The sequence below is a fragment of the Stenotrophomonas sp. FBCC-B152 genome, assembly GCF_059134105.1.
Genome location: NZ_CP101442.1, coordinates 2,197,700 through 2,220,139, shown reverse-complemented (window position 1 = coordinate 2,220,139; position 22,440 = coordinate 2,197,700). Strand labels below are relative to the sequence as shown.

The following is a 22,440-nucleotide window of genomic DNA, read 5'->3' as shown; positions in this document are numbered from 1 at the left end:
AAAAGGAGCCGACCAGATGGTCGGCTCCCGGCTCCCCCGCCGCTTTACAGATGCGGGTTACCGCTGCTCGGTACGGAAATCCACCGGCACGCGAACAACACTAGCTACGGCGCGGCCGTTGTGCATCGCCGGCTCGAACTTCCAGTCACGCACGGTGCTCAGCACCGCACGATCCAGGTCGCGGTCGCGACCGCCGCTGCGCTGCACGATGTTGGCGTCGGTCACCTGGCCACGCGGATCCACGTTGAGGCTGGCAATCACGCTGCCTTCCACGCCACTACGCAGCGCGGTACGCGGATACACCGGCTTGGCGTTGCTGCTCAGCGGGCGCGCATCGCGATCACGGACGGCGGCCGGTGCGGCACGGCGCTGCGTGGTGGCAGGCGCCGCCTCACGGTTGGCCGGGGCGGGCGTCGTTGCAACCGGGGTTTCGGTGGCCGGCAGCATGCGTTCGCCGATCGGCGCGCTGGCGCCCTCATCGGGATTGGCATAGCGCAACCACACCAGCGCGGCCGCGAACATCGCGACAATCAGCGCGATCCACAGCAGCGGGGAGGTACGACGACGGCCCGGCTCGTCAACGATGTCGCGCTGCTGCTGCGGCGACGTAGGCATCTCGTGTGCATGGGTAACACTCATGGCGGACTCCTGGTGTCGAGTTGACGATGCCAGTCTTGCCTGAGCCGGGTTGCAGGTGTGTCACTGATGCGTCAACGTCGTGACTGCATTCCCGTCGAGGTTCAGCATGGTGAGCCGAACCTTTACGCGGACCTCGCGCGGTCTTCAAAGGAATGCCCATCGGAATGGGCATCTACCGGCACAGTTTCACTGTGCCTTGAAATCAAACGGCACTTCGATGCTGCCGGGTACCGCCACGCCGTTGCTCTGCGCCGGCTGGAAGCGCCAACGACGCACGGCATCGCTGGCGGCGCGATCCAGGTCACGCGAGCCGCTGCGCTGGATGATGGTGACGTTCATCGGGTAGCCGGTCGCGTCCACATCCACGCGCACCACCACGCTGCCTTCCACGCCATTGCGCAGGGCGGCAGGCGGGTAGGTCGGCGGCGGCGACTGGTCGGCAATCGGCTGCGGGCGGTCGCCGGCGGCCATCGCCACGGGGGCGGTCTCTGGTGCGGCAGCGGCCGGGGCGGCCGGCGCGGGCGGCGGAGCGGTTTCCACCAGCTGCGGCTTCTCGTCTTCAACCGGCAGCGGCTTGGCGTCTGGCATGTCGCTCGACCCGGCTGCGGCGGGCAGGGGTTCGGGCAGCGGCTCGACCTGGGCCACTTCCTGCGGGGTCTGCGCGGGGCCGGCCTTGTAGAAGTCGTTGTTGCGGTTGCCCAGCCACACCACCAGGAACAGCAGCACGCCGACGCCAAAGGCGATCCCGGCGATCATGAGGCTGCGGCGGGGCAGCTGGAAGGTGATGTTCTTGCCAGACGAGGAACGGGAAGCGGACATGAGCCATACCATGATGAACCCCCCGATTCTGCCACGCCGGGAATGAACCGGGCGGCAGAAAAGCCGATTACAGGCGATAATCCCCCTCCAGACCTGACCCTACTGTCCAAACGCCATGCTCGATCCAGCCCTGCTCCGCCAACAGCCCGCCGAACTTGCCGAACGCCTGCGCTCCTCGCGCGGTTTCGAGCTGGACGTCTCCGGGCTGGAGTCGCTGGAAGCCGACCGCAAGCGCATCCAGATCCGTACCCAGGAGCTGCAGAGCCTGCGCAACAGCCGTTCCAAGGCCATCGGCCAGGCCAAGGCCAAGGGCGAAGACGTCTCGGCGATCATGGCCGAAGTGGCCGCCTTCGCCGACGAGCTGAAGGCCTCGGAAGTGACCCTTGACGAGCTGCGCGAGAAGATCGAAGCCATCGCGATGGGCATCCCCAACGTACCGGCCGACGAGGTCCCGTATGGCAAGGACGAGTCGGAGAACGTCGAGCAGAAGCGCTGGGGCACCCCGCGCAGCTTCGATTTCCCGGTGCTGGACCATGTCGAACTGGGTGCCCGCAACCAGGGCCTGGACGGCGAAGCCGGTGCCAAGCTGTCCGGTTCGCGCTTCACCGTGCTGCGCGGCCCGGTCGCGCGCCTGCACCGCGCCCTGGCCCAGTTCATGCTCGACCTTCACACCGGCGAGCACGGGTATGAGGAAACCAACGTACCGGTGCTGGTGAACCCGGAATCGCTGCGGGGCACCAGCCAGCTGCCGAAGTTCGAAGACGACCTGTTCAAGACCGCCGTCGGTGAGTCCACCCGCTACCTGATCCCGACCTCGGAAGTGTCGCTGACGAATATTGTTCGCGATGAGATCATCGACGCCGAGCGCCTGCCGCTGAGCATGACCGCCCACTCGCTGTGCTTCCGCGCCGAAGCCGGCAGCGGCGGCCGCGACGTACGCGGCATGATCCGCCAGCACCAGTTCGAGAAGGTCGAACTGGTCACCGTGTGCGCCCCGGCCGACAGCGAAGCCGAGCACCAGCGCATGACCCGCTGTGCCGAAGTGGTGCTGGAAAAGCTGGGCCTGCCGTACCGCAAGGTGCTGCTGTGCACTGGCGACATGGGCTTCTCGGCGGTGAAGACCTACGACCTGGAAGTGTGGCTGCCTTCGCAGGACACCTACCGCGAAATTTCGTCGTGCTCCAACTGCGGAGACTTCCAGGCACGCCGCATGCAGGCGCGCTGGCGCAACCCGGAAACCGGCAAGCCGGAACTGGTTCACACCCTCAACGGCTCGGGCGTGGCCGTGGGCCGCGCGATGATCGCGGTGATGGAGAACTACCAGAACGCCGATGGCAGCATCACCGTACCGGATGCCCTCAAGCCCTACATGGGCGGCCTCGAAAAGATCGCGTAACCAAAAAACCCGCCGAAAGGCGGGTTTTTTGTATGTCGCGCCGGACACCGCGCAGCCACGCAGGGCGTGGCTCTACAGTCCGGGGATGCCCCACCCGTAGAGCCACGCCCTGCGTGGCTGCTTCAAAAAGAAACGGCCCCGCAATGCGGGGCCGCAGGGTGGGCCGGACGGGGGAGGGGAGCTCCGGCCCGGGCAGGGCGTCCGACGAGGACTCAACGCCTGCCCTGGAACACTCAGGCTTCGGCAAACTCTTCAAACTCGGCTGCCGGCAGGCTGGCCAGCGCGGCGGCAATCGCCTCTTCGCGATGCGTCGGCGAATAGGCAATGCCTTCGGCGCGCACGAACTCCACGTTGGTGATGCCCATGAAGGCGAACACCTGGCGCAGGAAGGGCTCCTGGAAGTCGGCCGGCGAATCGGTGTAGATGCCGCCACGCGAGCTGGCGATGATCACGCGCTTGCCACCGGCCAGGCCCACCGGGCCATTCTCGGTGTACTTGAAGGTGCGCCCGGCCACCGCAACGCGGTCGATCCAGGCCTTCAGGGTCGACGGAATGCTGAAGTTGTACATCGGCGCGCCGATGACGATCACGTCGGCCGCCAGGAACTGCTGCATCACCGCTTCGGCGTCGGTCGCTTCCGCTGCGTCCACCTGGGCCAGCGAACCACTACTCAAATGGGGAATGGGATTACGATCGAGATCGCGGTAGGTTACATCGAGGTTTTCGACGGTCTCATTGAGCCGTGCGACCACGGCTGCGGACAGCTGGCGGGAAACCGAGTTGTCGCCCAGCACGCTGGCATCAATGTGAAGAAGCTTCATGGCAATCACCTGTATCCGGGGAAGGGCGGTCAAGGCGCCGCCGACGGAAAACAGGTTAGGTTGTTGCGTCGCTGGGATAAAGGTGGTTGAATACCACGTATTGTTCTATATCTGGAACTTCGGTATGCACGACCTCAACGACCTTTACTACTTTGCCATGGTGGTGGACCACGGCGGCTTCGCCGCGGCCGAACGCGCCCTGGGCATCCCCAAATCCCGTCTGAGCCGCCGCATCAGCCAGCTGGAAACCGACCTGGGCGTGCGCCTGCTGCAGCGCTCTACGCGCCGCTTCGCGGTGACCGACGTCGGCACCAGCGTGCACCGCCACGCGCAGACCATGCTCGCCGAAGCCCAGGCCGCGCGCGAAGTGGTGGACCGCCTCAGCGCCGAGCCACGCGGCCTCGTGCGCGCCAGCGTGCCGGTCTCGTTGGCGCAGATGCAGCTGCCCAAGCTGCTGCCGAAGTTCCTGGCCCAGTACCCGAAAGTGCGCCTGCAGCTGAACATCAGCAACCGCCGCGTCGACATAATCAACGAAGGCTATGACGTTGCCCTGCGCGTGCGTTCACGCCTGGACGATGACGGCAGCCTGGTGATGCGCAGCTTCGGCCAGGTGCAGGAACTGCTGGTGGCCAGCCCGAAATACCTGGACCGCGCCGGCCGCCCGAAAGACCCGGACGAACTGGCCAACCACGTCACCCTGAGCATCAGCGAAGACGAAGCCCGCCAGCGCTGGGAGCTGCACGGCCCGGAAGGCGCGGTGCGCCGCGTCGACCTGCAGCCACGCGTGGCCGGGTTCGACTTCCCGCTGCTGCAGAGCATGGTCAAGGACGGCTTCGGCATCACCATGCTGCCCGAAACCGTCTGCGCCGACGCCGTGCGCAGCGGCGAGCTGGAAGTGGTGCTGCCGGAATGGTCGCTGCCGCAGGGCATCTGCCACGCGGTGTTCGCCTCCCGTCGCGGCCTGCTGCCGGCGGTGCGGGTATTCATCGACTTCCTGGCCGAGCACCTGCCGCCGCAGCTGGAGGCCTCGCGCCTGGACTGCGGCGGGGCGTGCGAGCGCGCCAAAGAGAAGATCCGGGCCAGCGCCGTCGGTGCGTTGGCGGTAGACGCCGGCTGAGCCTGGCGCAGGCGGCCTTGGGCAAACCGGGCCGCCCATGCGAGAATACGCGCCCGGCCCAGGCCGGCCCGCATATGGAGAGATGGCCGAGCGGTTTAAGGCACCGGTCTTGAAAACCGGCGAAGGGTCATTCCTTCCGTGGGTTCGAATCCCACTCTCTCCGCCAGATACGCAAAACGCCCCGAAAGGGGCGTTTTGCGTATCTGATGTAGAGCCACGCCCTGCGTGGCTAAACACACACGTCAGTGGCGAGCATCATCCTTGGCCTTGCCCACTTCGCTCTGCACCTTGCCAACTTCCTTCTGCACCTTGCCTTCGATCTCCTGCGACTTGTCACCAGTCACCTTGCCAGCCACTTCCTTGACGGTGCCCTTGACCTGGTTCTTTGCGCCTTCAGTACGATTCTTGTCCATGAGCTGATACCTCGAAGTTGAACCCGTTGTGGGTGATTCCATCCTGCGTGCAGCGCGGTATCGAGACGGTGAACTACAACGTCACGCCACGCACATCCCGTGAGTGTCGTTTCACGCACGCACCGTATCCTGCGGCCATCACCTAAAAAAGCCGCGCGCATGAACGCCCCGTCACCTGATCGCTACGACGTCATCATCATCGGCGGCAGCTACGCCGGCATGTCGGCCGCACTGCAACTGGTGCGCGCCCGCCGCAGTGTGCTGGTCATCGACACCGGAACGCCGCGCAATCGAAACTCGCTGGCTGCGCACGGCTTCATCGGGCAGGAAGGCCTGCATCCGGCGGACATCGCGTCGCAGGCGCGCACCGAACTGATGCGCTATCCCACGTTGACGTGGGTGGAGAACAAGGCCGTAAGCGCCCGCGTGCTGGAAGAAGGCACTTCCTTCGACGTCGGCTGCGAAGACGGCCGGACGTTCACTGCCAATCGCCTCGTCCTGGCCTATGGCGTCACCGACACGCTCCCCTCCATTGAAGGCCTGGCCGAACGCTGGGGCCGCAGTGTGTTCCATTGCCCCTACTGCCACGGCTACGAACTCTACGAAGGCGATATCGGCGTGATCGGTTGTTCCGACGATGGTGGCGCAGGGCAGGCGCTGCTCTTGTGTGACTGGGGCAGGATTACGCTGTTCTGCAGTAATCCAGACAGCATTGACCCGGAGCAGCGCGAACGCCTGGGCGAATGCGGCGTGGTGATCGAATCCGAACGCATCCTGCACGTGGAGGATGCCGCCACCGTCGCGTTGGAAGGCGGTCGGAAGATCGCGCTGGATGCGCTGTTCCTGCTTCCGCATTCAATCCTTTCCTCGGACATCGCAGAGCAGCTTGGCTGTGAGCTGATGGGCGCCGGCTGCATCACTGCGGACTCGGCCAAGCAGACCACGGTGCCCGGCGTGTTCACCTGCGGCGATGCCGGGCGCAGGGCCGGCAGCATCGCGTTGGCGGTGGGCGAGGGTGCGTTGGTTGGGGTTGCCGTGCACCGCTCGCTGTTGGGGTTGCTGGACTGATTGTTGTCCCAGCCACGCAGGGCGTGGCTCTACCTTAGGGCGGTTGCTGCTGCCTGCCTTGGCTTGTGCTGGCAGCGTGGGTAGCCGGAACACGAGGCGAACTCGCCATAGGGTCCGGTACGCTGCACGATCACGCCGCCGTCGCAGACCGGGCAGGCCTGCTCGCGGATCGGTTCGCCGTTGATCGCGGTGATCGCCACCGCACCGTCGCGCACCAGCTCATCCAGGAACGGCGAACGCTTGCCCTGCACGGTGAACATCGCCACCGAGCGTCGCGCGCGTGTCAGCGCCACATAGAACAGGCGGCGCTCCTCGCTGAGCGGGAACGTATCCGCATGTGGCATCGCCAGCGCCAGCACCGGATCATCGGCGCGCGCGCTCGGGAAGCTGCGCTCGAGCATCGCCGGCAGGATCACGATATCGGCCTCGGCGCCCTTGGCGCGGTGCGCGGTGAGGAAGCTCAGTTCCAGGTCCGCACCGAAACGTGAGGTCCAGTGCGCGGGCAGGTAGGAGCGCTCGGCGTTGTAGCGGCCCAGGATGAACACCGACAGCCGTCCATTGCGCCCCGGCGCGATGGCGCCGCTGCGCACCTGCTGTTGCAACCGCTGCAGGTACTGGTAGATCGCATCCTGCAGGCGGTCGCGCGAGGTCACCTGGAACGCCTGCAGCACCGCACCCTGTGCCGGGGTGGAGGAGCGCACCTGCTTGGCGATCTGCGCCGGGTTCCTGGAAATGAAGCGGCTGGAGGCATCGCACAACGCCTGCGGGCAGCGGAACGTCTGCGCCAGCTGCAGCACCTGCGATGGCCCGAAGGTTTCGTCGAACCGCGTCATCACGCTCACGTCGGCACCGGCGAAACGGTTGATCGATTGCCAGTCATCGCCCACCGCAAACAGGTGCCGGCCCGGCGCCTGCACCAGTGCCCAGCACAGCCGCGCACGGGCGCGCGAGGCATCCTGGAACTCGTCTGCCATCACCAGCAGATACGGCGCCTGGTAGCGCCCTTGTTCCAGGTATTCGGCGGCCTGGTTGAGCATGTCCTCGAAGTCGATGGCGTTCTCGGCCGCGAGTGCGTCGTCCCAGGCATGCAGGATCGGCGTGGCCAGCGCCAGGAACAGCCGGTAGCGATGCTTGAATCGGTCCTCCGGCAGCTGGCGCAGGCGCTCGGCCAGGTCGGGCACGGAAAGTCCGTTGCTCTTGGCGTGGCTGATGAAGGTGCGCAGCAGGCCGATCAGTTCGCTGTCCGGCATCGGCCGGGCGCCGTCTTCGGGCAGTTCGCGGTCCGGGTTGGGATCCAGCGCGAGGTCGTGCGCGGTCAGCGCGTCCGTCAGTGCGTCGAACAGCTCGCCACTGCGCAGCTGCGCGGCCGTGGTGTCCAGTCGTACCGCATCGTTACCGCGTGCATGCACACCGGGGGCAGCGTCCATCCGGTGCACGTGGTACAGCGTGGTACCCGGATAGAAGAAATCCGCGCAGCCCGGTTGCCAGGTATCAGTGGCGGTATCCAGCACCGGGTGCGGTTCGTAGGTGTAGTCCACGCCGTTGTAGAACAGCCAATCGGCGATCACGCATTCTTCGATATTGCCCACCCGCTCGCCGCGCAGCGTGCGCACGTAGCGGTTGCCGTCACCATCCCAGCCGTCGGCCGGCACGGTCTCGCCGCGTGGCGGCAGGTCGCGCGCGAACACCAGCCGGAACATGTCCCATTGCGTGCGGAAGTGCAGCGAGCGGTCCTTGAGCCGGTCGATGATGTCGGCCAGGTGGTTGAAGCCCTGCGTGGTATCCACCGCCCACGACGGCACCTCGGGCATGCGCCCGGTCACCTTGCCGATGATCTGCCGGCCCAGGGCATGGAAGGTGCAGGCCGTGACGTCGTCGGCGGGCAGGCCCAGCCGCGCGAACGCGGGGGCGGTGCGCTGCTGCAGTTCGCTGGCCGCCTCCTTGTTGAAGGCCAGCATCACGATCTGGTCCGGTGCCATCAGCCCGCGCTCGACCGCATAGGCGGCCTTGGCGACCATGGTCGAGGTCTTGCCCGATCCGGCGGCGGCCACCACCAGCACCCGGCTGTCGAAGCACAGCACCGCGCGCGCCTGCTCCTCGCTCAGGGGAAGGCGCTCGACATGTGCCAGCAGCGCCGCGGCTTCACTGCGCTCGGCCTGCAGGTGCGCGTCATTGTGTGACGCGAACCTGTCAGCCCAGTCACCGGACCAGCGCAGCAGGTCCTCCTCGATCGCGGCGGCAGTGCCGTCCAGTTGCGGGCGCAACGTGGGATCGTCAAACACGGTCCACAGCTGCTCCTCATCCACCCGCAGGATGGGGCGGCGCTGCAGCAGCGCCTGCTGCTGTTCCAGGGTCAGCCAACTGTGCTCCGCGTCGACGCGTTCGAGCAGTGCGTCAGCCTCGGCCAACCAGGCGCGCAGCTGGGCCAGCGCCTCGTTGGCATCGTCGAGCCGCTGATCCTGCCGATGGGCGTGTGCGCTGGCCGACCACAGCGCCTGCAGCGCGTGCGCCTGCAAATTGGGCAATCCACCGAGCTCGAGGTCACCGTCCTCGGTAGCGAACCACAGCGTGGTCCAGACCGGCCCGCGCTGCACGCGCCACGCCTGTGACGCGGCAACGGCCAGCGAATAGCGCTGTGCATCCACAGTCAGTTCGAAGCGGTCATCGATCCGCCGCAGCTGCCAGTCCGGCGAGCGCGAGAGGCGTCGGCCCCACGGGGAAGGGGACCAGGCGTGCGTCATCTGTACATCAGCAAAGAAGTAGGTGCGCCATGATAGGAAAATCCAAACGAAAAAACCCCGCCGGGGCGGGGTTTCTTCAGCGGGGCGCCATGCTGCGGATCAGCGCTCGCAGGCAACCGCCTCATTCGAACGCGACTGCCGTTCCACCAGCACCGCCACGCCCCACAGCAGCAGGCCGCCCAGTGCGGTGGCCGCGCCCACATAGCCGGTCACGGCCGGGCTGAAGCCGGCGCCGATGGCCATGCCGCCGAACCACGGGCCAAGCGCGTTGGCGGTATTGAACGCAGCGTGGTTGGACGCAGCGGCAAGCGTCTGCGCCTCACCGGCCACGTCCATCAGGCGGGTCTGCAGTACGGCGGCCAGGGCGCCCATCGTGCCCACGGCGACGATCATCGGGAAGATCGTCCACACCGAGTTGGCCGCCAGCGGGTAGGCCAGCAGCACCACGATCGACCACAGCAGCACCACGGCGGCGGCACGGAACTGGAAGCGGTCCACCAGCCAGCCACCGGCGACGTTGCCGATGATCGCGCCGATACCGAAGATGCCCACGGCCACTGGCATCCACGATTCGGCAAGGCCGGTCACCTGCACCAGGGTCGGCGCCAGGTAGGTGAACACACAGAACATGCCGGCAAAGCCAACCGAACCGATCGCCAGCGCCAGCCACACCTGCGGCCGGTTGAACGCGCGCAGCTCGCGCATCGGCGAGGTGCGCACTTCATCCGGGTCGGGCAGCAGGAAGCGCGCGATCATCACCACCGTGGCGATGGCGAGCACGCTGACCAGTGCGAAGGCGGTGCGCCAGCTCAGCTGCTGGCCCAACCAGGTGGTGAGCGGGTTGCCTACCAGGATCGCGATCGACAGGCCCAGCAGCACCTTCGACACGGCTGCACCGCGCTGCGCCGGCGGGCTGATCGCCGCGGCCACCAGCATCGCCACGCCGAAGTAGGCGCCATGCGGAAGGCCGGCGATGAAGCGGGCGATCAACATCGTCGCGTAATCCGGGGCCAGTGCGCTGGCCAGGTTGCCCACGGCATAGAAGCCCATCAGGCCCAGCAGCAACGTGCGCCGCGCATAACCGGCACCGGCGAAGGCCAGCAGCGGGGCGCCGACCACCACGCCGATGGCATAGGCGCTGATCAGGTGGCCGACCTGGGTTTCGCTGATCGACAGCCCGCGGCTGATTTCGAGCATCAGGCCCATGCTGGCGAATTCGCTGGTGCCGATGGCGAAGCCGCCCAGCGACAGGGCCAGGATGATCAGCGTCCGCTGGCGTGAAGACAGCCGCGCGGCCAGGGGAAGGGTAGTGGGGCTCATGGGACCGGTGGGGCGGAGTACGTGGTCGGGTATTGTACTGCTGCAACGCAACATGCGTCTGAAACGGGCGCATTCGCCACTGGAAAGCTGTGGGCCGAACCAGGCACGGCTTTAGATAAGGCATGACGGTCGCGCCGCGGGGTCATCTTCACGCGATCTTCACGACGTGACCGCCGAGCGTGTGCAACCTGAGGTCACATCAACGCGAGCACACACGGATGCGGCTGACATCCAATTTCACACTCGAAGAAATGACCGTCACCTCGACCGGTTTGCCAAACGTGGCCAATCGCACCGAGCGTGCCGCGCTGCTCGCATTGGCCGAACACGTGCTGCAGCCGTTGCGCGATGCGTTGGGGAAACCGGTGTACATCACATCGGCATTCCGCTCCGCCGCAGTCAACCGCGCAGTGGGCGGCGTAGCCGGCAGCCAGCATCGCAAAGGCCAGGCGGCCGACATCCGCGTGCAGGGCATGACCTCGATGGCGTTGGCGCAGCGGATCGTCGCGCTGGGCCTGCCGTTCGACCAGCTCATTGAAGAGTTCGGTGAGTGGGTGCATGTGTCGTATGCGCCGCAACCGCGACAACAACAATTGATGGCAATACGGCGTGAAGGTCGCACGCGCTATCTACAGGGTCTGTAGCAGCGTGATGAACGCGATCTCGTTCCATTGTCCCACTACGCGCACCAGTGTCGCGAATACACCTGTATTCACAGCTGTATTGTAAGTAATTTCTGATTGGCATCCTCGTAAACGTGCATTAGCATGCGCGCATTGGCATCGAGCCGAGGGAGCATGCGTGATGGTGGAATTCCCTCATGCATTGCGGGTTGATGGCAGGTTTCAGCTGGTGGCTCTGACATATTCGCCGGTGTACAGTCCGGCCGATGTGTTTGGCTTCGCCGTTTTCACTTCCGACGGCGCGCGGCTGACCGATGTGGTGTCGCTTGATCAAGCGCACTCGCACTGGTCGCAGTTGTGCGAAGAAGAGAAAGAAACGCGCACGGTGCCACGCAGGCGCCGGCGCTAGACGCAGCGCCTTGGGGCGCGTCATGGAGGATTGGTTTGTCCACGCAGAAGATTGTTGTCACCGCTGTTGTCATCCTCTTGACCGCACTTGTTGGCTACTGCCTTGCCGGCTACCTCACGCTGCTGTTCCTCGGCCTGGATACCGGGCTGTTCAAGTGGAACACCTACTACCAATACGTCCAGGCGATGGATCAGCCGGCGGTTGCGCCGTACCTGACCAAGATCAAAGCGGCGGGCGTGGTCGGCTTCAGCCTGCCGGTCGTGGCCTGCCTGGTCGCGCTGTTCTTCGTGCTGAAGCCGAAGAAAAAATCCCTGCACGGCGATGCCCGTTTCGCGCAAGCGGCGGACCTGGCCAGGCACGGCCTGTTCAAGAAGACCGACAACGGCATCGTGGTCGGCAGCTTCGGCGGCAAGCTGGTGCGCCTGAGCGGCCAGCAGTTCGTGATCCTGGCCGCACCCACCCGCTCGGGCAAGGGCGTGGGCGTGGTCATTCCCAACCTGCTCGAGTACGGCGAGTCGGTGGTGGTGCTGGACATCAAGCAGGAAAACTTCGACCTCACCAGTGGCTGGCGTGCCAGCCAGGGCCATGAGGTGTTCCTGTTCAATCCGTTTGCCGAAGACCGCCGCACCCATCGCTGGAACCCACTCAGCTACGTCTCCGACGACCAGGCCTTCCGCGTCTCGGAACTGATGAGCATCGCCGCCATGCTGTACCCGGATGGCTCGGACGAGCAGAAGTTCTGGATCAGCCAGGCCCGCAACGCGTTCATGGCCTTCACGCTGTACCTGTTCGAGAACTGGGACGACGAGCGCCGCCAGGGCTTCCCGGGCGGTGCGGGCACGCCGACGCTGGGCGCGGTGTTCCGCCTGTCCACCGGCGATGGCAGTGACCTGAAGAAGTACCTCAAGGCGCTCTCCGAACAGAAGTTCCTCAGTGGCAACGCGCGTTCGGCATTCGCCAACCTGCTGTCGCAGGCCGATGAGACCTTCGCGTCGATCATGGGCACCTTCAAGGAGCCGCTGAACGCCTGGATCAACCCGGTGCTGGACAAGGCCACCAGTGCCAACGACTTCCTGCTGACCGACCTGCGCAGGAAGAAGATGACCATCTACATCGGCATCCAGCCCAACAAGCTGGCCGAAAGCCGACTGATCATCAACCTGTTCTTCAGCCAGATCATCAACCTCAACACCAAGGAACTGCCCAAGTCCAACCCGGACCTGAAGTACCAGTGCCTGCTGTTGATGGACGAATTCACCGCGATCGGCAAGGTGGACATCATCGCCTCGGCGGTGTCCTACATGGCCGGTTACAACGTGCGCCTGCTGCCGATCATCCAGAGCATGGCCCAGCTGGACGCCACGTACGGCCGGGACGTTTCACGCACCATCATCACCAACCACGCCCTGCAGATACTCTACGCGCCGCGTGAGCAGCAGGATGCCAACGACTATTCGGAAATGCTCGGCTACACCACCGTGCGCAAGAAGAACGTCACCCATGCCCGTGAAAAGACCCACAGCTTCACCGAAGAGCGGCGCGCGCTGATGCTGCCGCAGGAGCTGAAGGCGATGGGCAACGATCACGAAGTGTTCCTCTACGAGGGCATTCCGCATCCGGTGAAGTGCGACAAGATCAAGTATTACCAGGACCGTTACTTCACATCGCGACTGTTGCCGAAGACCTCGGTGCCGACGCTGGATCTGTAACCCTCACATGTGAAGGCATGTGACGTGCGTCAAAGAAACACTCGATCAACGTTAAAAAATTGTCGCTTTTGACGTTGATTTGACGCGGATGTGTGGCATCGTATTTGTGATGGACGTTCTGTACGTCATGAATTTGTTGTTGAGACCAGTGCTGGAAGACATGCACTGAAGCAGTCAAGAGGAACATGGATGGCTTTTCTCGGGTTGGGTGTGCAGGCGCAGGGGCCGGACAGGCGTTCGGGGCGTTTACACACCAGACGGGGCGGGGGCCCGGTTGCACCGGTGAAAGGTGTTGCTTGCATCCAACGTTGCGTTGTCGGGCCTGACCGCAGGCCACGACACGCCAGCGTGTTGCCGTTTTTTCCCGGTTAAAAGCCGCTATTCCGTACGTCATAGGGAAGTTCGTATGAAGCAAGCGTTTCTGTCTAAGGGATCCATCAGCGTTGCCACCGCCGTTGCCGTGCTGCTGCTGGCCGGTTGCGCCACGCCGCCGGCGCCGGATTTCGGCGGTCGCTGGAAGCCGGTGAACCGCTTCGCCAGCACCACCATGGAAATTCCGCTGTACACCAGCTACGTGTACCAGGCCTCACCCATGGACGGGACCTTGAAGACCATGCTTGAACGCTGGGCCAAGGATTCGGGGATGACGCTGGATTACCGCATCAGCTCCGATTACACGCTGTATGGCGCGGTCTCCACGATCGGCACCACCAATCCGCAGCAGGCCATGATCGATCTCACTGCCGCGTATGCAGGGCAGGGCGTTTCGGTGTCCATCGTCGGCAACCAGATCGTCGTGCAGTCCGCTTCCGCCGCCTCGCCGACCGCTGCCGCCGGCAGTGTCGACGCGTCCAGCGGAAGCTGAGTCCGCGCCCCCTTGATGTTCCAGCAGTACGGATGACCCCATGTTCCGAAAGAAGGACGCAGGCAATAACCCCAAGGTCGACCAGGCGGTCGCCAAGGCGGTGAGCTACGAGTTGACCGTTGCCGACATGGCGCGCCGCAGCGAGCGTCGCGCCTGGTGGGTGGCGACCGGTTCGCTGGTGATGTCGCTGGCGTTGGCCGGCGGCTACTACTACATGCTGCCGTTGAAGGAGAAGGTGCCGTTCCTGGTGATGGCCGATGCCTACACCGGCAACGCGACCGTGGCCCGGTTGGCGGGTAACTTCGGTGACGGATCGATCACTGCCAACGAAGCCATCAACCGCAGCAACGTCGCCCAGTACGTGATGGCGCGCGAGTCGTTCGACTCGGCGGTGATGGGCCTGCGCGACTGGGAGCTGGTGTTTACCATGTCGAACGAAGCGGTGGCCGCCACCCAGCGCCAGCGCTATGCGAACAACAATCCGCAGAACCCGGTGTACGTGTACGGCACCAACAAGGCGATCCGGATCAAGATCCTGAGCATCACGCCGCTGGCCGCCGAAGGCAACGGCAGCTTCCGCGGCGCTTCGGTGCGCATCCAGCGCAGCCTGCTCGACAAGACCACCGGGGTTTCCCAGTTCCTGGACAACAAGCTGGTCACGATGCGTTTTGATTACCGCACCGACCTGGCGTTGAGCGAACAGGACCGGATTCTCAATCCGTTGGCGTTCCAGGTCACCGAGTACCGCGTCGACAACGACTACGCCCGCGGCGTGCCGGTGCCCGACGAAGCCGACATGGCCAAGCAGGCCAACCAGGCTGCCGCGGCCCAGGCCGCCCAGGCGGCTGCCGCGGCCGCCGCAGCGCAGGTGTATGACCCGAACAACCCGGCGGCTGCAACCATGATCGATCCGGCCACCGGCCAGCCTGTGGCAGTGCCGGCCCAGGCCGTACCCGGCCAGATGCTGGTGCCGGGGCAGCCGGTGCCGGGCCAGATGACGGTGCCGGGCCAGGCTGTGCCGGGGCAGGTGCCCGGCCAGCCGATGCAGCAGCAATTCCCCGGGCAGGCAATGCCGGGCCAGGCGATACCAGGACAAGTCGCGCCGCGGCAACCGGCCATGGTGCCGGCACAGAACGTTTCCACCGGAACTGCTGAGGGAGCAAGCAACCGATGAGTAGTAGCAAACTTTGGTGGGCCGCATTGGCCTTGGTGCCGATGATGTCCCTGGTCTCCGCGCCTGCGAAGGCCCAGGTGGTCGACCACTACGAATACGAACAGGACCGCATCTATCCGGTGCGCACCGGCCTGGGTCTCACCACCCAGATCGAACTGAGCCCGAACGAGAAGATCCTGGATTACAGCACCGGCTTCAGCAGTGGCTGGGAGCTGACCCGTCGCGAGAACGTGTTTTACCTCAAGCCGAAGAACGTCGACGTGGACACCAACATGATGGTGCGCACCGAGACCCATTCGTACATCTTCGAATTGAAGGTGGTGGCCACCGATTGGCGCCAGCTCGAACAGGCGCGCCGTGCCGGCGTGCAGTACAAGATTGCCTTCAGCTACCCCAGCGATACCGAATTCGGTACCGCCCAGCAGGCGGTGGACGAAGAGGTCAAGCCGCTGCTCAGCTCGGAACTGGCCAAGGATCGCCAGTACAACTTCGACTATTCGTACTCCACCCGCCGCGCCAAGAAGATGGGCTGGCTGATTCCGGTCAACGCCTACGACGATGGCCGTTTCACCTACCTGAAACTGCCGGCGTCGCCGGAGTACAAGACGGGCATTTTCCCGGCGGTGTTCGGCCGTGAGAGCGAGTACGGTGAGGATTTCGTGGTCAACACGACGGTGGAGGGCAATTCGCTCATCGTGCATGGCACCTATCCCTACCTGGTCATCCGTCACGGTGACAACGTCGTTGGTCTGCGAAGGAACGTGAAGAAATGAGCCAGCACAACACTCCCGGCAACGAGCCGAACCACGGCCGCGACGACGGCGACGCGCCGAGCAATCCGTATTACGGCCAGAACGTGGCCGACAACAATCCCAACCTCGATGCCGCCGCGCCGCAGCTGCGCTCGGCCGAGGAACAGCGCCTGAACCGCAAGGCGCTGGCGTTCCTGGGCGGCATCCTGGTGTTGATCATCGCGATGGGCTTCCTGCTGCTGCGCAAGAGCAGCGACGACCAGGACGGCCCGGCCAGGGTCAACGAACAGGCACGCGTGTCCACCCCGGAACTGCCGACCGCGCAGCCGGTGCTGCCGCAGGCCCCGGTCGCCGATGCGCAGCCCATTGAAATGCTGCCGCCGTTGCCGCCGCCGGCACAGGACAACCCGTACCGCACGCCGCCGGCGATTCCCGACGACTCGGGCTTCTCCAACGAACCGCGTCAGCCCTCGCTGCTGGATCGCCGCATGGCGTCGGGCAATGGTGTAGGCGGTGGTGCGCTCGGCGGGTCCGATGCGCAGGGTGGGGCAGGCGGCCGTCCGGATGATGAGTACACCCGCGCGATGATGGCGCAGCTGCCGGGTGCGCAGCAGCCGGCACCGACCAAGGTCCGCCGCGGTCCCGACGTGGAAGATGTCTCCAGCGCTGCCTTCATCCGCAGCCCGGATGCACTGCTGGTGCGCGGCACCTACCTGCGCTGCGTGCTGGAAACCCGCATCATCACCGACGTCTCCGGCTTTACCTCGTGCCTGCTGACCGAGCCGGTGTATTCGATCAACGGCCGCAGCCTGCTGCTGCCGAAGGGTTCGAAGATCTACGGTGCGTATGGCGGCGGCCCGAAGGGCAAGCGCGTGGAAGTGATCTGGGACCGCATCACCACCCCGAACGGCATCGACGTGGCCATGTCCAGCCCGGGCATCGACCAGCTCGGTGGCGCCGGCCATCCGGGCGACTACAGCGCGCACTGGGGCAGCCGTATCGCCTCGGCGCTGATGATCAGCCTGATCGCGGACGCCTTCAAATATGCCGCGGCCGAACACGGCCCGGAGACCACCACCATCAGCAGCAGCGGTTTCGCCGTGCAGTCGCCCTATGAGAGCGCCACCGCGCGCAGCATGGAGCGCCTTGCCAACGAAGCGATGAGCGAGCGTCGCCCGCCCACCGTCACCATCAACCAAGGCACCGTGATGAGTGTCTACGTGGCCAAGGACGTCGATTTCAGCGACGTGCTGCCGCGCCGCCGCTGATCGCCTGGACAGAACATGGACGCCGAAGTGGCCCCTGTAGCCGACGTTTCCAGTGAGTTTCTCAGGTACCAGTACGAGGTCCTGGGCATTCACCAGTACATGACCTCGCCCGATGTGACGGAAATCTGCATCAACCGTCCGGGCGAGGTGTACCTGGAAACGCGTGACGGATGGCAGCGTGTGGAAGTTCCCACGCTGACCTTCGAGCGTGCGCGCCAGTTCTGTACCGCCGTGGTCAATGAAAGCAACACCGGCCAGCGCATCACCGACGTCGATCCGGTGGTGTCGCTGACCTTCCCGACCGGCCAGCGCGCCCAGTTCGTGATCCCGCCGGCGTGCGACGCCGGCAAGGTGTCGATCACCATCCGCCTGCCGTCCAAGCACACCAAGACCCTGGAGCAGTACCAGAGCGACGGGTTCTTCAACCAGATCCTGGAACAGGGCCACGCGCTGAGCGAACAGGACCAGGAACTGCTGGCGCTGCGCCAGAACCGCGATTACGCCGAGTTCTTCCGCAAGGCCGTGCAGTACCGCAAGAACATCGTGGTGTCCGGTGCCACCGGCAGCGGCAAGACCACCTTCATGAAGTCGCTGGTCAACCACATCCCGGCCAACGAACGCCTGGTCACCATCGAAGATGCGCGCGAGCTGTTCATCAGCCAGCCCAACGTGGTGCACCTGCTGTATTCCAAGGGCGGGCAGAGCGCCAGCAACGTCACCGCCAAGAGCTGCATGGAAGCGTGCCTGCGCATGAAGCCGGACCGCATCATCCTGGCCGAGCTTCGCGGCGATGAAGCGTTCTACTTCATCCGCAACTGCGCCTCCGGCCATCCCGGCTCGATCACCAGCTGCCACGCCGGCAGCCCGGAACAGACCTGGGACCAGCTGGGCCTGATGGTGAAGGCCTCGGCCGAAGGCTCCGGCCTGGAGTTCTCGGTGATCAAGCGCCTGCTGAAGATGACCATCGATGTGGTCGTGCACATCAAGGCGCATGCCGGCAGCCGCTACATCACCGGCATCGATTTCAGCCCCGAACGCGCGTTGGCCGCAGGGAGTGATGCCTGATGCTGCCCGGTCTTGAAGCCATGGTGTGTCCGGAAATGGCGGTGTCCATGGACGTGATGCAGCACGTGATCAACGTGGAATCCTCGCGCAACCCCTACGCCATCGGCGTGGTCGGCGGCGCGCTGGTGCGCCAGCCCAAGCAGCTGGACGAGGCCCTGGCCACCGTCCGCATGCTGGAAGAGAAGGGCTACAACTTCTCGGTGGGCCTGGCCCAGGTCAACCGCTACAACCTGGCCAAGTACGGGCTGGATTCGTACGAGAAGGCCTTCCAGCAATGCCCGAACCTGCAGGCCGCCTCGCGCATCCTGGCCGAGTGCTATGGCCGCTCGGGCAAGGACTGGGGCAAGTCCTTCAGCTGCTACTACTCAGGCAACTTCACCACCGGCTACCGCCACGGCTACGTGCAGAAGGTCTTTGCCTCCATCGCGCGCCAGCGCGGCAGCATGGTGGCCGCCAACGGCGCCGCCCCCATTGACGTGGTCAGCCGCGCCCAACGCCGCGTGGTAGATGTGGCCCACCACCCCCAGTTCAGCGGCCCGCCGCAGGGCGTGGCCGAAGCCCGCGTGCAGGCCATGCAGGCGCTCTCGCCCGCGTATGCACAGGCCGTCGTGCCGGTGGACCCGGCGCGCGCCTACGAGGTGTACCCCTCCACCGGCGCGATGGTGCGCGGTGGCCTGGTCCGCACCGCCGACGCGGCGCTGTCTCGCGTGGTGATGGGGGCCATGGACCAGGTGGTGCCGCAGCCGCAGGCCGCCCAGATGCCCGCATCGCAGCCCATCGCGCAGCAACCGATCGCGCCACAACCCATGCCGGCGGAGAACGACGGCGGCCCGGTGGTGGTGCGCGCGTGGAGTGAACGCAATGCCCCGGTGGCACTGCCCGCGCAGGCCATGCCTGCACAGGCCATGCCGGTACAGAACATCCCCCCAGGGGATGAAGCCTTCGTGTTCTGAAGGACCGATCCAGTCGTGTTAGACCATCAACAAGGAAAACCCACCATGAAGCGTAACAATCTCGATATCGCCAACGCCCAGCGCTCGCTGAAGACCGTCCTGATGGCCGTTGCCTTCGTTGCCGCGGTCTTCGTGCCGGACGTGTTCGCCCAGACCAACTTCGGCGGCACCGACAAGAAGGTCTGTGGCTTCTTCGACAACATCAACGGCCTGCTGAACATCGCTTCGATCGCCGTGGTGACCATCGCCGTCATCTTCGCCGGCTACCAGATCGCCTTCGCCCACAAGCGCATCGGTGACGTGGCCCCGATCCTGATCGGTGGCCTGCTGATCGGCGCGGCCGGCCAGATCGCCAAGATGCTGCTCGGTGACGGCAACGCCAGCTCCTGCGCCGGCAGCGCCACCGGCGCCATCATGAACGCCGTCCAGTACTACAGTGCATAAGAACGTCCTGTTCCGCGGCTGCACGCGGCCAGCGATGTTTCTGGGCGTTCCGTACGTCCCGTTCTTCCTGGTCGCAGGCGGCTTGCTGCTGCTGAGCATGTACATCGACATGCGGCTGTTGATCACCATCCCGATTGCCATCTTCATCCTGCGTCACATGGCCAAGCGCGATGAAATGATCTTCCGCCTGATCGGGTTGCGCCTGCAGTTCAAGTTCCGCGCGCGCAACCTGCAGCAGCACGACGGAATGTGGGTGTTCACGCCCAACCATTACCGCGACAAGCCGCCGCCGTCGGACTGACCACGGCACGCTACAGGCCGGGCAGGCGATCACATCGCCTGCCCGGTGCAGGCCCCGCACCATCCCCGCAGCACCCTTTGGAAGCGCCCATGTTCAGTCCCGATACCTCGATCAGCGAATTCATTCCCCTGTCGTCCCATGTGGCGCCGACGGTCGTCAAGACCACGGGTGGAGATTTCCTGCTGACCTGGCACCTGGAAGGCCTGCCTTTCGTGGGGCGCGAGGATTGGGAGCTCGAACACCGCCACAACACCTTCAATCGACTGCTGCAGACCCTGCGCGCACCGGATTTCGTCAACGTCGCCTTCTGGGTGCACGATATCCGCCGTCGCCGCCAGCTCAAGGGCAGCAGCAAGTTCGGCCAGCGCTTCAACCAGGACGTGTCCGACCAGTACATGGGCATGCTGTCCTCGCAGCGCATCATGCAGAACGAGCTGTACCTGACCATGATCTACCGCCCGGTCGTGTCCGGTAAGCGCTTCATGGACAAGTCCTCCAGTATCACCCAGCTGCAGGCCGAGCAGGACCAGGCCGTGGCCAAGCTGCTGGAAATGGCTGGCAACGTGGAAGCAGTCATCCGCGACTACTCGCCGTACCGCATGGGCATGTACGAAGCCAAGAACGGCATGGTGTTTTCCGAGACCCTGGAGTTCTTCGGCTACCTGCTCAACCGTGTGGATGAGCCGGTGCCGGTGCTGTCCGCGCCGGTCAAGGACTACCTGCCGATCAGCCGCCACATGTTCTCGGCCAAGACCGGCGATTTCGTGATCAGCACGCCCAACGGCGTCAATCACTTCGGCGCCATCCTCAACATCAAGGAATACGCCGAGGGCACCTATCCGGGTGTTCTTAACGGCCTGAAGTACCTCGACTTCGAGTACGTCATCACCCATTCCTTCAGCCCGATGGGCCGCCAGGACGCGCTCAAGGTGCTCGACCGCACCAAGGGCATGATGATCTCCTCCGGCGACAAGGCGGTCAGCCAGATCGTCGAGCTCGATCAGGCCATGGACCAGCTGTCCTCTGGCAACTTCGTGCTGGGCGAGTACCACTTCATAATGGCCGTCTATGCAGACAGCCAGGAAAAGCTGTCGCAGAACATCGCCACCACCCGCGCCGAGCTGTCCAACGCCGGGTTCGTCTCGACCAAGGAAGACCTGGCCGTCACCGCCTCGTTCTACTCGCAGTTCCCGGCCAACTGGCGCTACCGCACCCGCCTGGCCAACATCAGCTCGCTGAACTTCCTGGGGCTGTCGCCGCTGCACAACTTCGCCACCGGCAAGCAGCACAACAACCCGTGGGGCGACTGCGTGACCACGCTGCAGACCACCAACGGCCAGCCGTACTACTTCAACTTCCACGCCACCCACCCATCGGAGAACTCGCTGGGTGAGAAGGCCATCGCCAACACCATGGTGATCGGCAAGTCCGGTACCGGTAAGACCGCGCTGATCAACTTCCTGCTCAGCCAGGTGCAGAAGTACGACCCGTCGCCGACCATCTTCTTCTTCGACAAGGACCGCGGCGCGGAGATCTTCGTGCGCGCCTGCGGCGGCAACTACCTGGCGCTGGAGAACGGCCAGGCCACCGGCTTCAACCCGTTCCAGTGCGAGAACAACGAAGCCAACGTGCAGTTCCTGGCCGACCTGATCAAGGTGCTGGCCAACAAGAACGAGTACAGCGCCCGCGAGGAAGAGGACATCTTCCGCGATGTCGAGAACATGCTCGACACCCCCATGCACCTGCGCAGCATGACCAACTTCCAGAAGAGCCTGCCCAACATGGGCGACGATGGCCTGTATGCGCGCCTGCGCAAATGGACCTCGGGCAATTCGCTGGGCTGGGTGTTCGACAACCCGGTGGACACCGTGGATCTGAGTCGCGCCAACATCATCGGCTTCGATTACACCGACATCATCGACAACCCCGAAGTGCGCGTGCCGGTCATCAACTACCTGCTGCACCGCCTGGAATCGCTGATCGACGGCCGCCCGCTGATCTACGTGATGGACGAATTCTGGAAGATCCTGGACGGCGAGGGCGGCCTCAAGGAGTTCGCGAAGAACAAGCAGAAGACCATCCGTAAGCAGAACGGCATGGGCATCTTCGCCACCCAGAGCCCGGAAGATGCGCTCAAGAGCGACATCGCCGCGGCGCTGATCGAGCAGACCGCCACGCTGATCCTGCTGCCCAACCCCAATGCCAGCCGTTCGGATTACATCGACGGCCTGAAGCTGACCGAGTCCGAGTTCAAGGTGGTCACCGCCCTGGACGAGCGCTCGCGCTGCTTCCTGGTCAAGCAGGGCCACGCCGCCAGCGTGTGCCAGCTCAACCTGCGTGGCATGGATGACATCCTGTCGGTGATTTCGGCCTCCACCGACAATATCGACGTGATGCACCGCGTCCTGCTCGACGCCGCCCAGCGCGAGAAGGTATCGCAGGCCGACCTCACCCCGGACCAGTGGCTCAGTGAGTTCTACAGGAAGCGCAAGGGCTCTGGAAAGCCCGCCGGGACACGACAGGACGCCGTTGCCTGACGGTCC

The 22,440-nt window shown here is 64.8% G+C and carries 21 protein-coding genes and 1 tRNA gene; 16 read left to right on the top strand and 6 right to left on the bottom strand.

The window, feature by feature from the left end:
* Positions 1 to 57: 57 nt before the first annotated feature.
* Both NMB40_RS10415 and NMB40_RS10410 read right to left on the bottom strand, forming a co-directional pair.
* A complete protein-coding gene (locus NMB40_RS10415) occupies positions 58 to 639 on the bottom strand; it encodes an energy transducer TonB (protein ID WP_494360978.1) in 582 nt (193 codons plus the stop codon).
* 186 nt (positions 640 to 825) lie between these two features.
* Positions 826 to 1,458, bottom strand: a complete 633-nt coding sequence (locus NMB40_RS10410) for an energy transducer TonB (protein WP_494360977.1) — start codon at positions 1,456 to 1,458, stop codon at positions 826 to 828.
* A 115-nt stretch (positions 1,459 to 1,573) separates the two neighbouring features.
* On the opposite strand from NMB40_RS10410, the gene serS reads away from it, so the two are divergent.
* Positions 1,574 to 2,854 carry a serine--tRNA ligase gene (gene serS, locus NMB40_RS10405; RefSeq protein WP_448142997.1) on the top strand — a complete coding sequence of 427 codons (1,281 nt, stop codon included), beginning with the start codon at positions 1,574 to 1,576 and terminating at the stop codon, positions 2,852 to 2,854.
* Positions 2,855 to 3,087: 233 nt separating this feature from the next.
* Here serS and NMB40_RS10400 read toward each other — a convergent pair whose 3' ends face one another.
* Positions 3,088 to 3,675, bottom strand: coding sequence for an FMN-dependent NADH-azoreductase (locus tag NMB40_RS10400; protein WP_494360976.1), 588 nt, complete (start codon positions 3,673 to 3,675; stop codon positions 3,088 to 3,090).
* 124 nt (positions 3,676 to 3,799) lie between these two features.
* On the opposite strand from NMB40_RS10400, the gene NMB40_RS10395 reads away from it, so the two are divergent.
* Both NMB40_RS10395 and NMB40_RS10390 read left to right on the top strand, forming a co-directional pair.
* A complete protein-coding gene (locus tag NMB40_RS10395) occupies positions 3,800 to 4,792 on the top strand; it encodes a LysR family transcriptional regulator (protein ID WP_494360975.1) in 993 nt (330 codons plus the stop codon).
* Positions 4,793 to 4,868: 76 nt separating this feature from the next.
* Positions 4,869 to 4,958: transfer RNA gene (locus NMB40_RS10390), tRNA-Ser, on the top strand.
* A gap of 76 nt (positions 4,959 to 5,034) precedes the next feature.
* On the opposite strand, the gene NMB40_RS10385 is transcribed toward NMB40_RS10390, so the two are convergent.
* The gene (locus NMB40_RS10385; RefSeq protein WP_282246504.1) at positions 5,035 to 5,205 is read right to left on the bottom strand and encodes a CsbD family protein; all 171 of its coding nucleotides are present in this window, start codon (positions 5,203 to 5,205) and stop codon (positions 5,035 to 5,037) included.
* A gap of 99 nt (positions 5,206 to 5,304) precedes the next feature.
* Between NMB40_RS10385 and NMB40_RS10380 the strand changes: the two genes are divergently transcribed.
* A complete protein-coding gene (locus NMB40_RS10380; protein WP_494360974.1) occupies positions 5,305 to 6,273 on the top strand; it encodes an NAD(P)/FAD-dependent oxidoreductase in 969 nt (322 codons plus the stop codon).
* Between the two features lie 29 nt (positions 6,274 to 6,302).
* Here the strand turns inward: NMB40_RS10380 and NMB40_RS10375 are convergent, their stop codons facing one another.
* Together NMB40_RS10375 and NMB40_RS10370 are read right to left on the bottom strand one after the other, a co-directional pair.
* Positions 6,303 to 9,014, bottom strand: a complete 2,712-nt coding sequence (locus NMB40_RS10375) for a UvrD-helicase domain-containing protein (protein WP_494360973.1) — start codon at positions 9,012 to 9,014, stop codon at positions 6,303 to 6,305.
* Between the two features lie 99 nt (positions 9,015 to 9,113).
* Positions 9,114 to 10,334, bottom strand: coding sequence for an MFS transporter (locus tag NMB40_RS10370; protein WP_282246501.1), 1,221 nt, complete (start codon positions 10,332 to 10,334; stop codon positions 9,114 to 9,116).
* A gap of 218 nt (positions 10,335 to 10,552) precedes the next feature.
* Between NMB40_RS10370 and NMB40_RS10365 the strand changes: the two genes are divergently transcribed.
* From NMB40_RS10365 to NMB40_RS10310, 12 genes are all read left to right on the top strand, one after another.
* Entirely contained in the window at positions 10,553 to 10,978 is a 426-nt protein-coding gene (locus NMB40_RS10365; RefSeq protein ID WP_494360972.1) for a D-Ala-D-Ala carboxypeptidase family metallohydrolase, read from the top strand.
* 157 nt (positions 10,979 to 11,135) lie between these two features.
* The gene (locus tag NMB40_RS10360; protein WP_448142988.1) at positions 11,136 to 11,366 is read left to right on the top strand and encodes a hypothetical protein; all 231 of its coding nucleotides are present in this window, start codon (positions 11,136 to 11,138) and stop codon (positions 11,364 to 11,366) included.
* Positions 11,367 to 11,416: 50 nt separating this feature from the next.
* Positions 11,417 to 13,075 (top strand): type IV secretory system conjugative DNA transfer family protein, encoded by a 1,659-nt coding sequence (locus NMB40_RS10355; protein WP_494361065.1) that lies wholly within the window; start codon positions 11,417 to 11,419, stop codon positions 13,073 to 13,075.
* A gap of 406 nt (positions 13,076 to 13,481) precedes the next feature.
* Positions 13,482 to 13,940 (top strand): hypothetical protein, encoded by a 459-nt coding sequence (locus NMB40_RS10350; RefSeq protein WP_282246498.1) that lies wholly within the window; start codon positions 13,482 to 13,484, stop codon positions 13,938 to 13,940.
* A 40-nt stretch (positions 13,941 to 13,980) separates the two neighbouring features.
* Positions 13,981 to 15,114, top strand: coding sequence for a VirB8 family type IV secretion system protein (locus NMB40_RS10345; RefSeq protein WP_494360971.1), 1,134 nt, complete (start codon positions 13,981 to 13,983; stop codon positions 15,112 to 15,114).
* Positions 15,111 to 15,887 (top strand): TrbG/VirB9 family P-type conjugative transfer protein, encoded by a 777-nt coding sequence (locus tag NMB40_RS10340; RefSeq protein ID WP_093535996.1) that lies wholly within the window; start codon positions 15,111 to 15,113, stop codon positions 15,885 to 15,887. The genes NMB40_RS10345 and NMB40_RS10340 overlap by 4 nt, the downstream gene beginning before the upstream one ends.
* Positions 15,884 to 17,134 carry a TrbI/VirB10 family protein gene (locus NMB40_RS10335; protein ID WP_282246495.1) on the top strand — a complete coding sequence of 417 codons (1,251 nt, stop codon included), beginning with the start codon at positions 15,884 to 15,886 and terminating at the stop codon, positions 17,132 to 17,134. The genes NMB40_RS10340 and NMB40_RS10335 overlap by 4 nt, the downstream gene beginning before the upstream one ends.
* 15 nt (positions 17,135 to 17,149) lie before the next feature.
* The gene (gene virB11 / locus NMB40_RS10330) at positions 17,150 to 18,199 is read left to right on the top strand and encodes a P-type DNA transfer ATPase VirB11 (protein WP_068852730.1); all 1,050 of its coding nucleotides are present in this window, start codon (positions 17,150 to 17,152) and stop codon (positions 18,197 to 18,199) included.
* Positions 18,199 to 19,152: a lytic transglycosylase domain-containing protein gene (locus NMB40_RS10325; protein WP_494360970.1), complete on the top strand. Its 954-nt coding sequence runs from the start codon at positions 18,199 to 18,201 to the stop codon at positions 19,150 to 19,152. Before virB11 ends, NMB40_RS10325 begins: the two co-directional genes overlap by 1 nt.
* 45 nt (positions 19,153 to 19,197) lie before the next feature.
* Positions 19,198 to 19,596: a TrbC/VirB2 family protein gene (locus NMB40_RS10320; protein WP_282246493.1), complete on the top strand. Its 399-nt coding sequence runs from the start codon at positions 19,198 to 19,200 to the stop codon at positions 19,594 to 19,596.
* Entirely contained in the window at positions 19,589 to 19,897 is a 309-nt protein-coding gene (locus tag NMB40_RS10315) for a VirB3 family type IV secretion system protein (RefSeq protein ID WP_083214171.1), read from the top strand. Before NMB40_RS10320 ends, NMB40_RS10315 begins: the two co-directional genes overlap by 8 nt.
* 89 nt (positions 19,898 to 19,986) lie before the next feature.
* Positions 19,987 to 22,434: a VirB4 family type IV secretion/conjugal transfer ATPase gene (locus NMB40_RS10310; RefSeq protein ID WP_494360969.1), complete on the top strand. Its 2,448-nt coding sequence runs from the start codon at positions 19,987 to 19,989 to the stop codon at positions 22,432 to 22,434.
* Positions 22,435 to 22,440 lie beyond the last annotated feature (6 nt).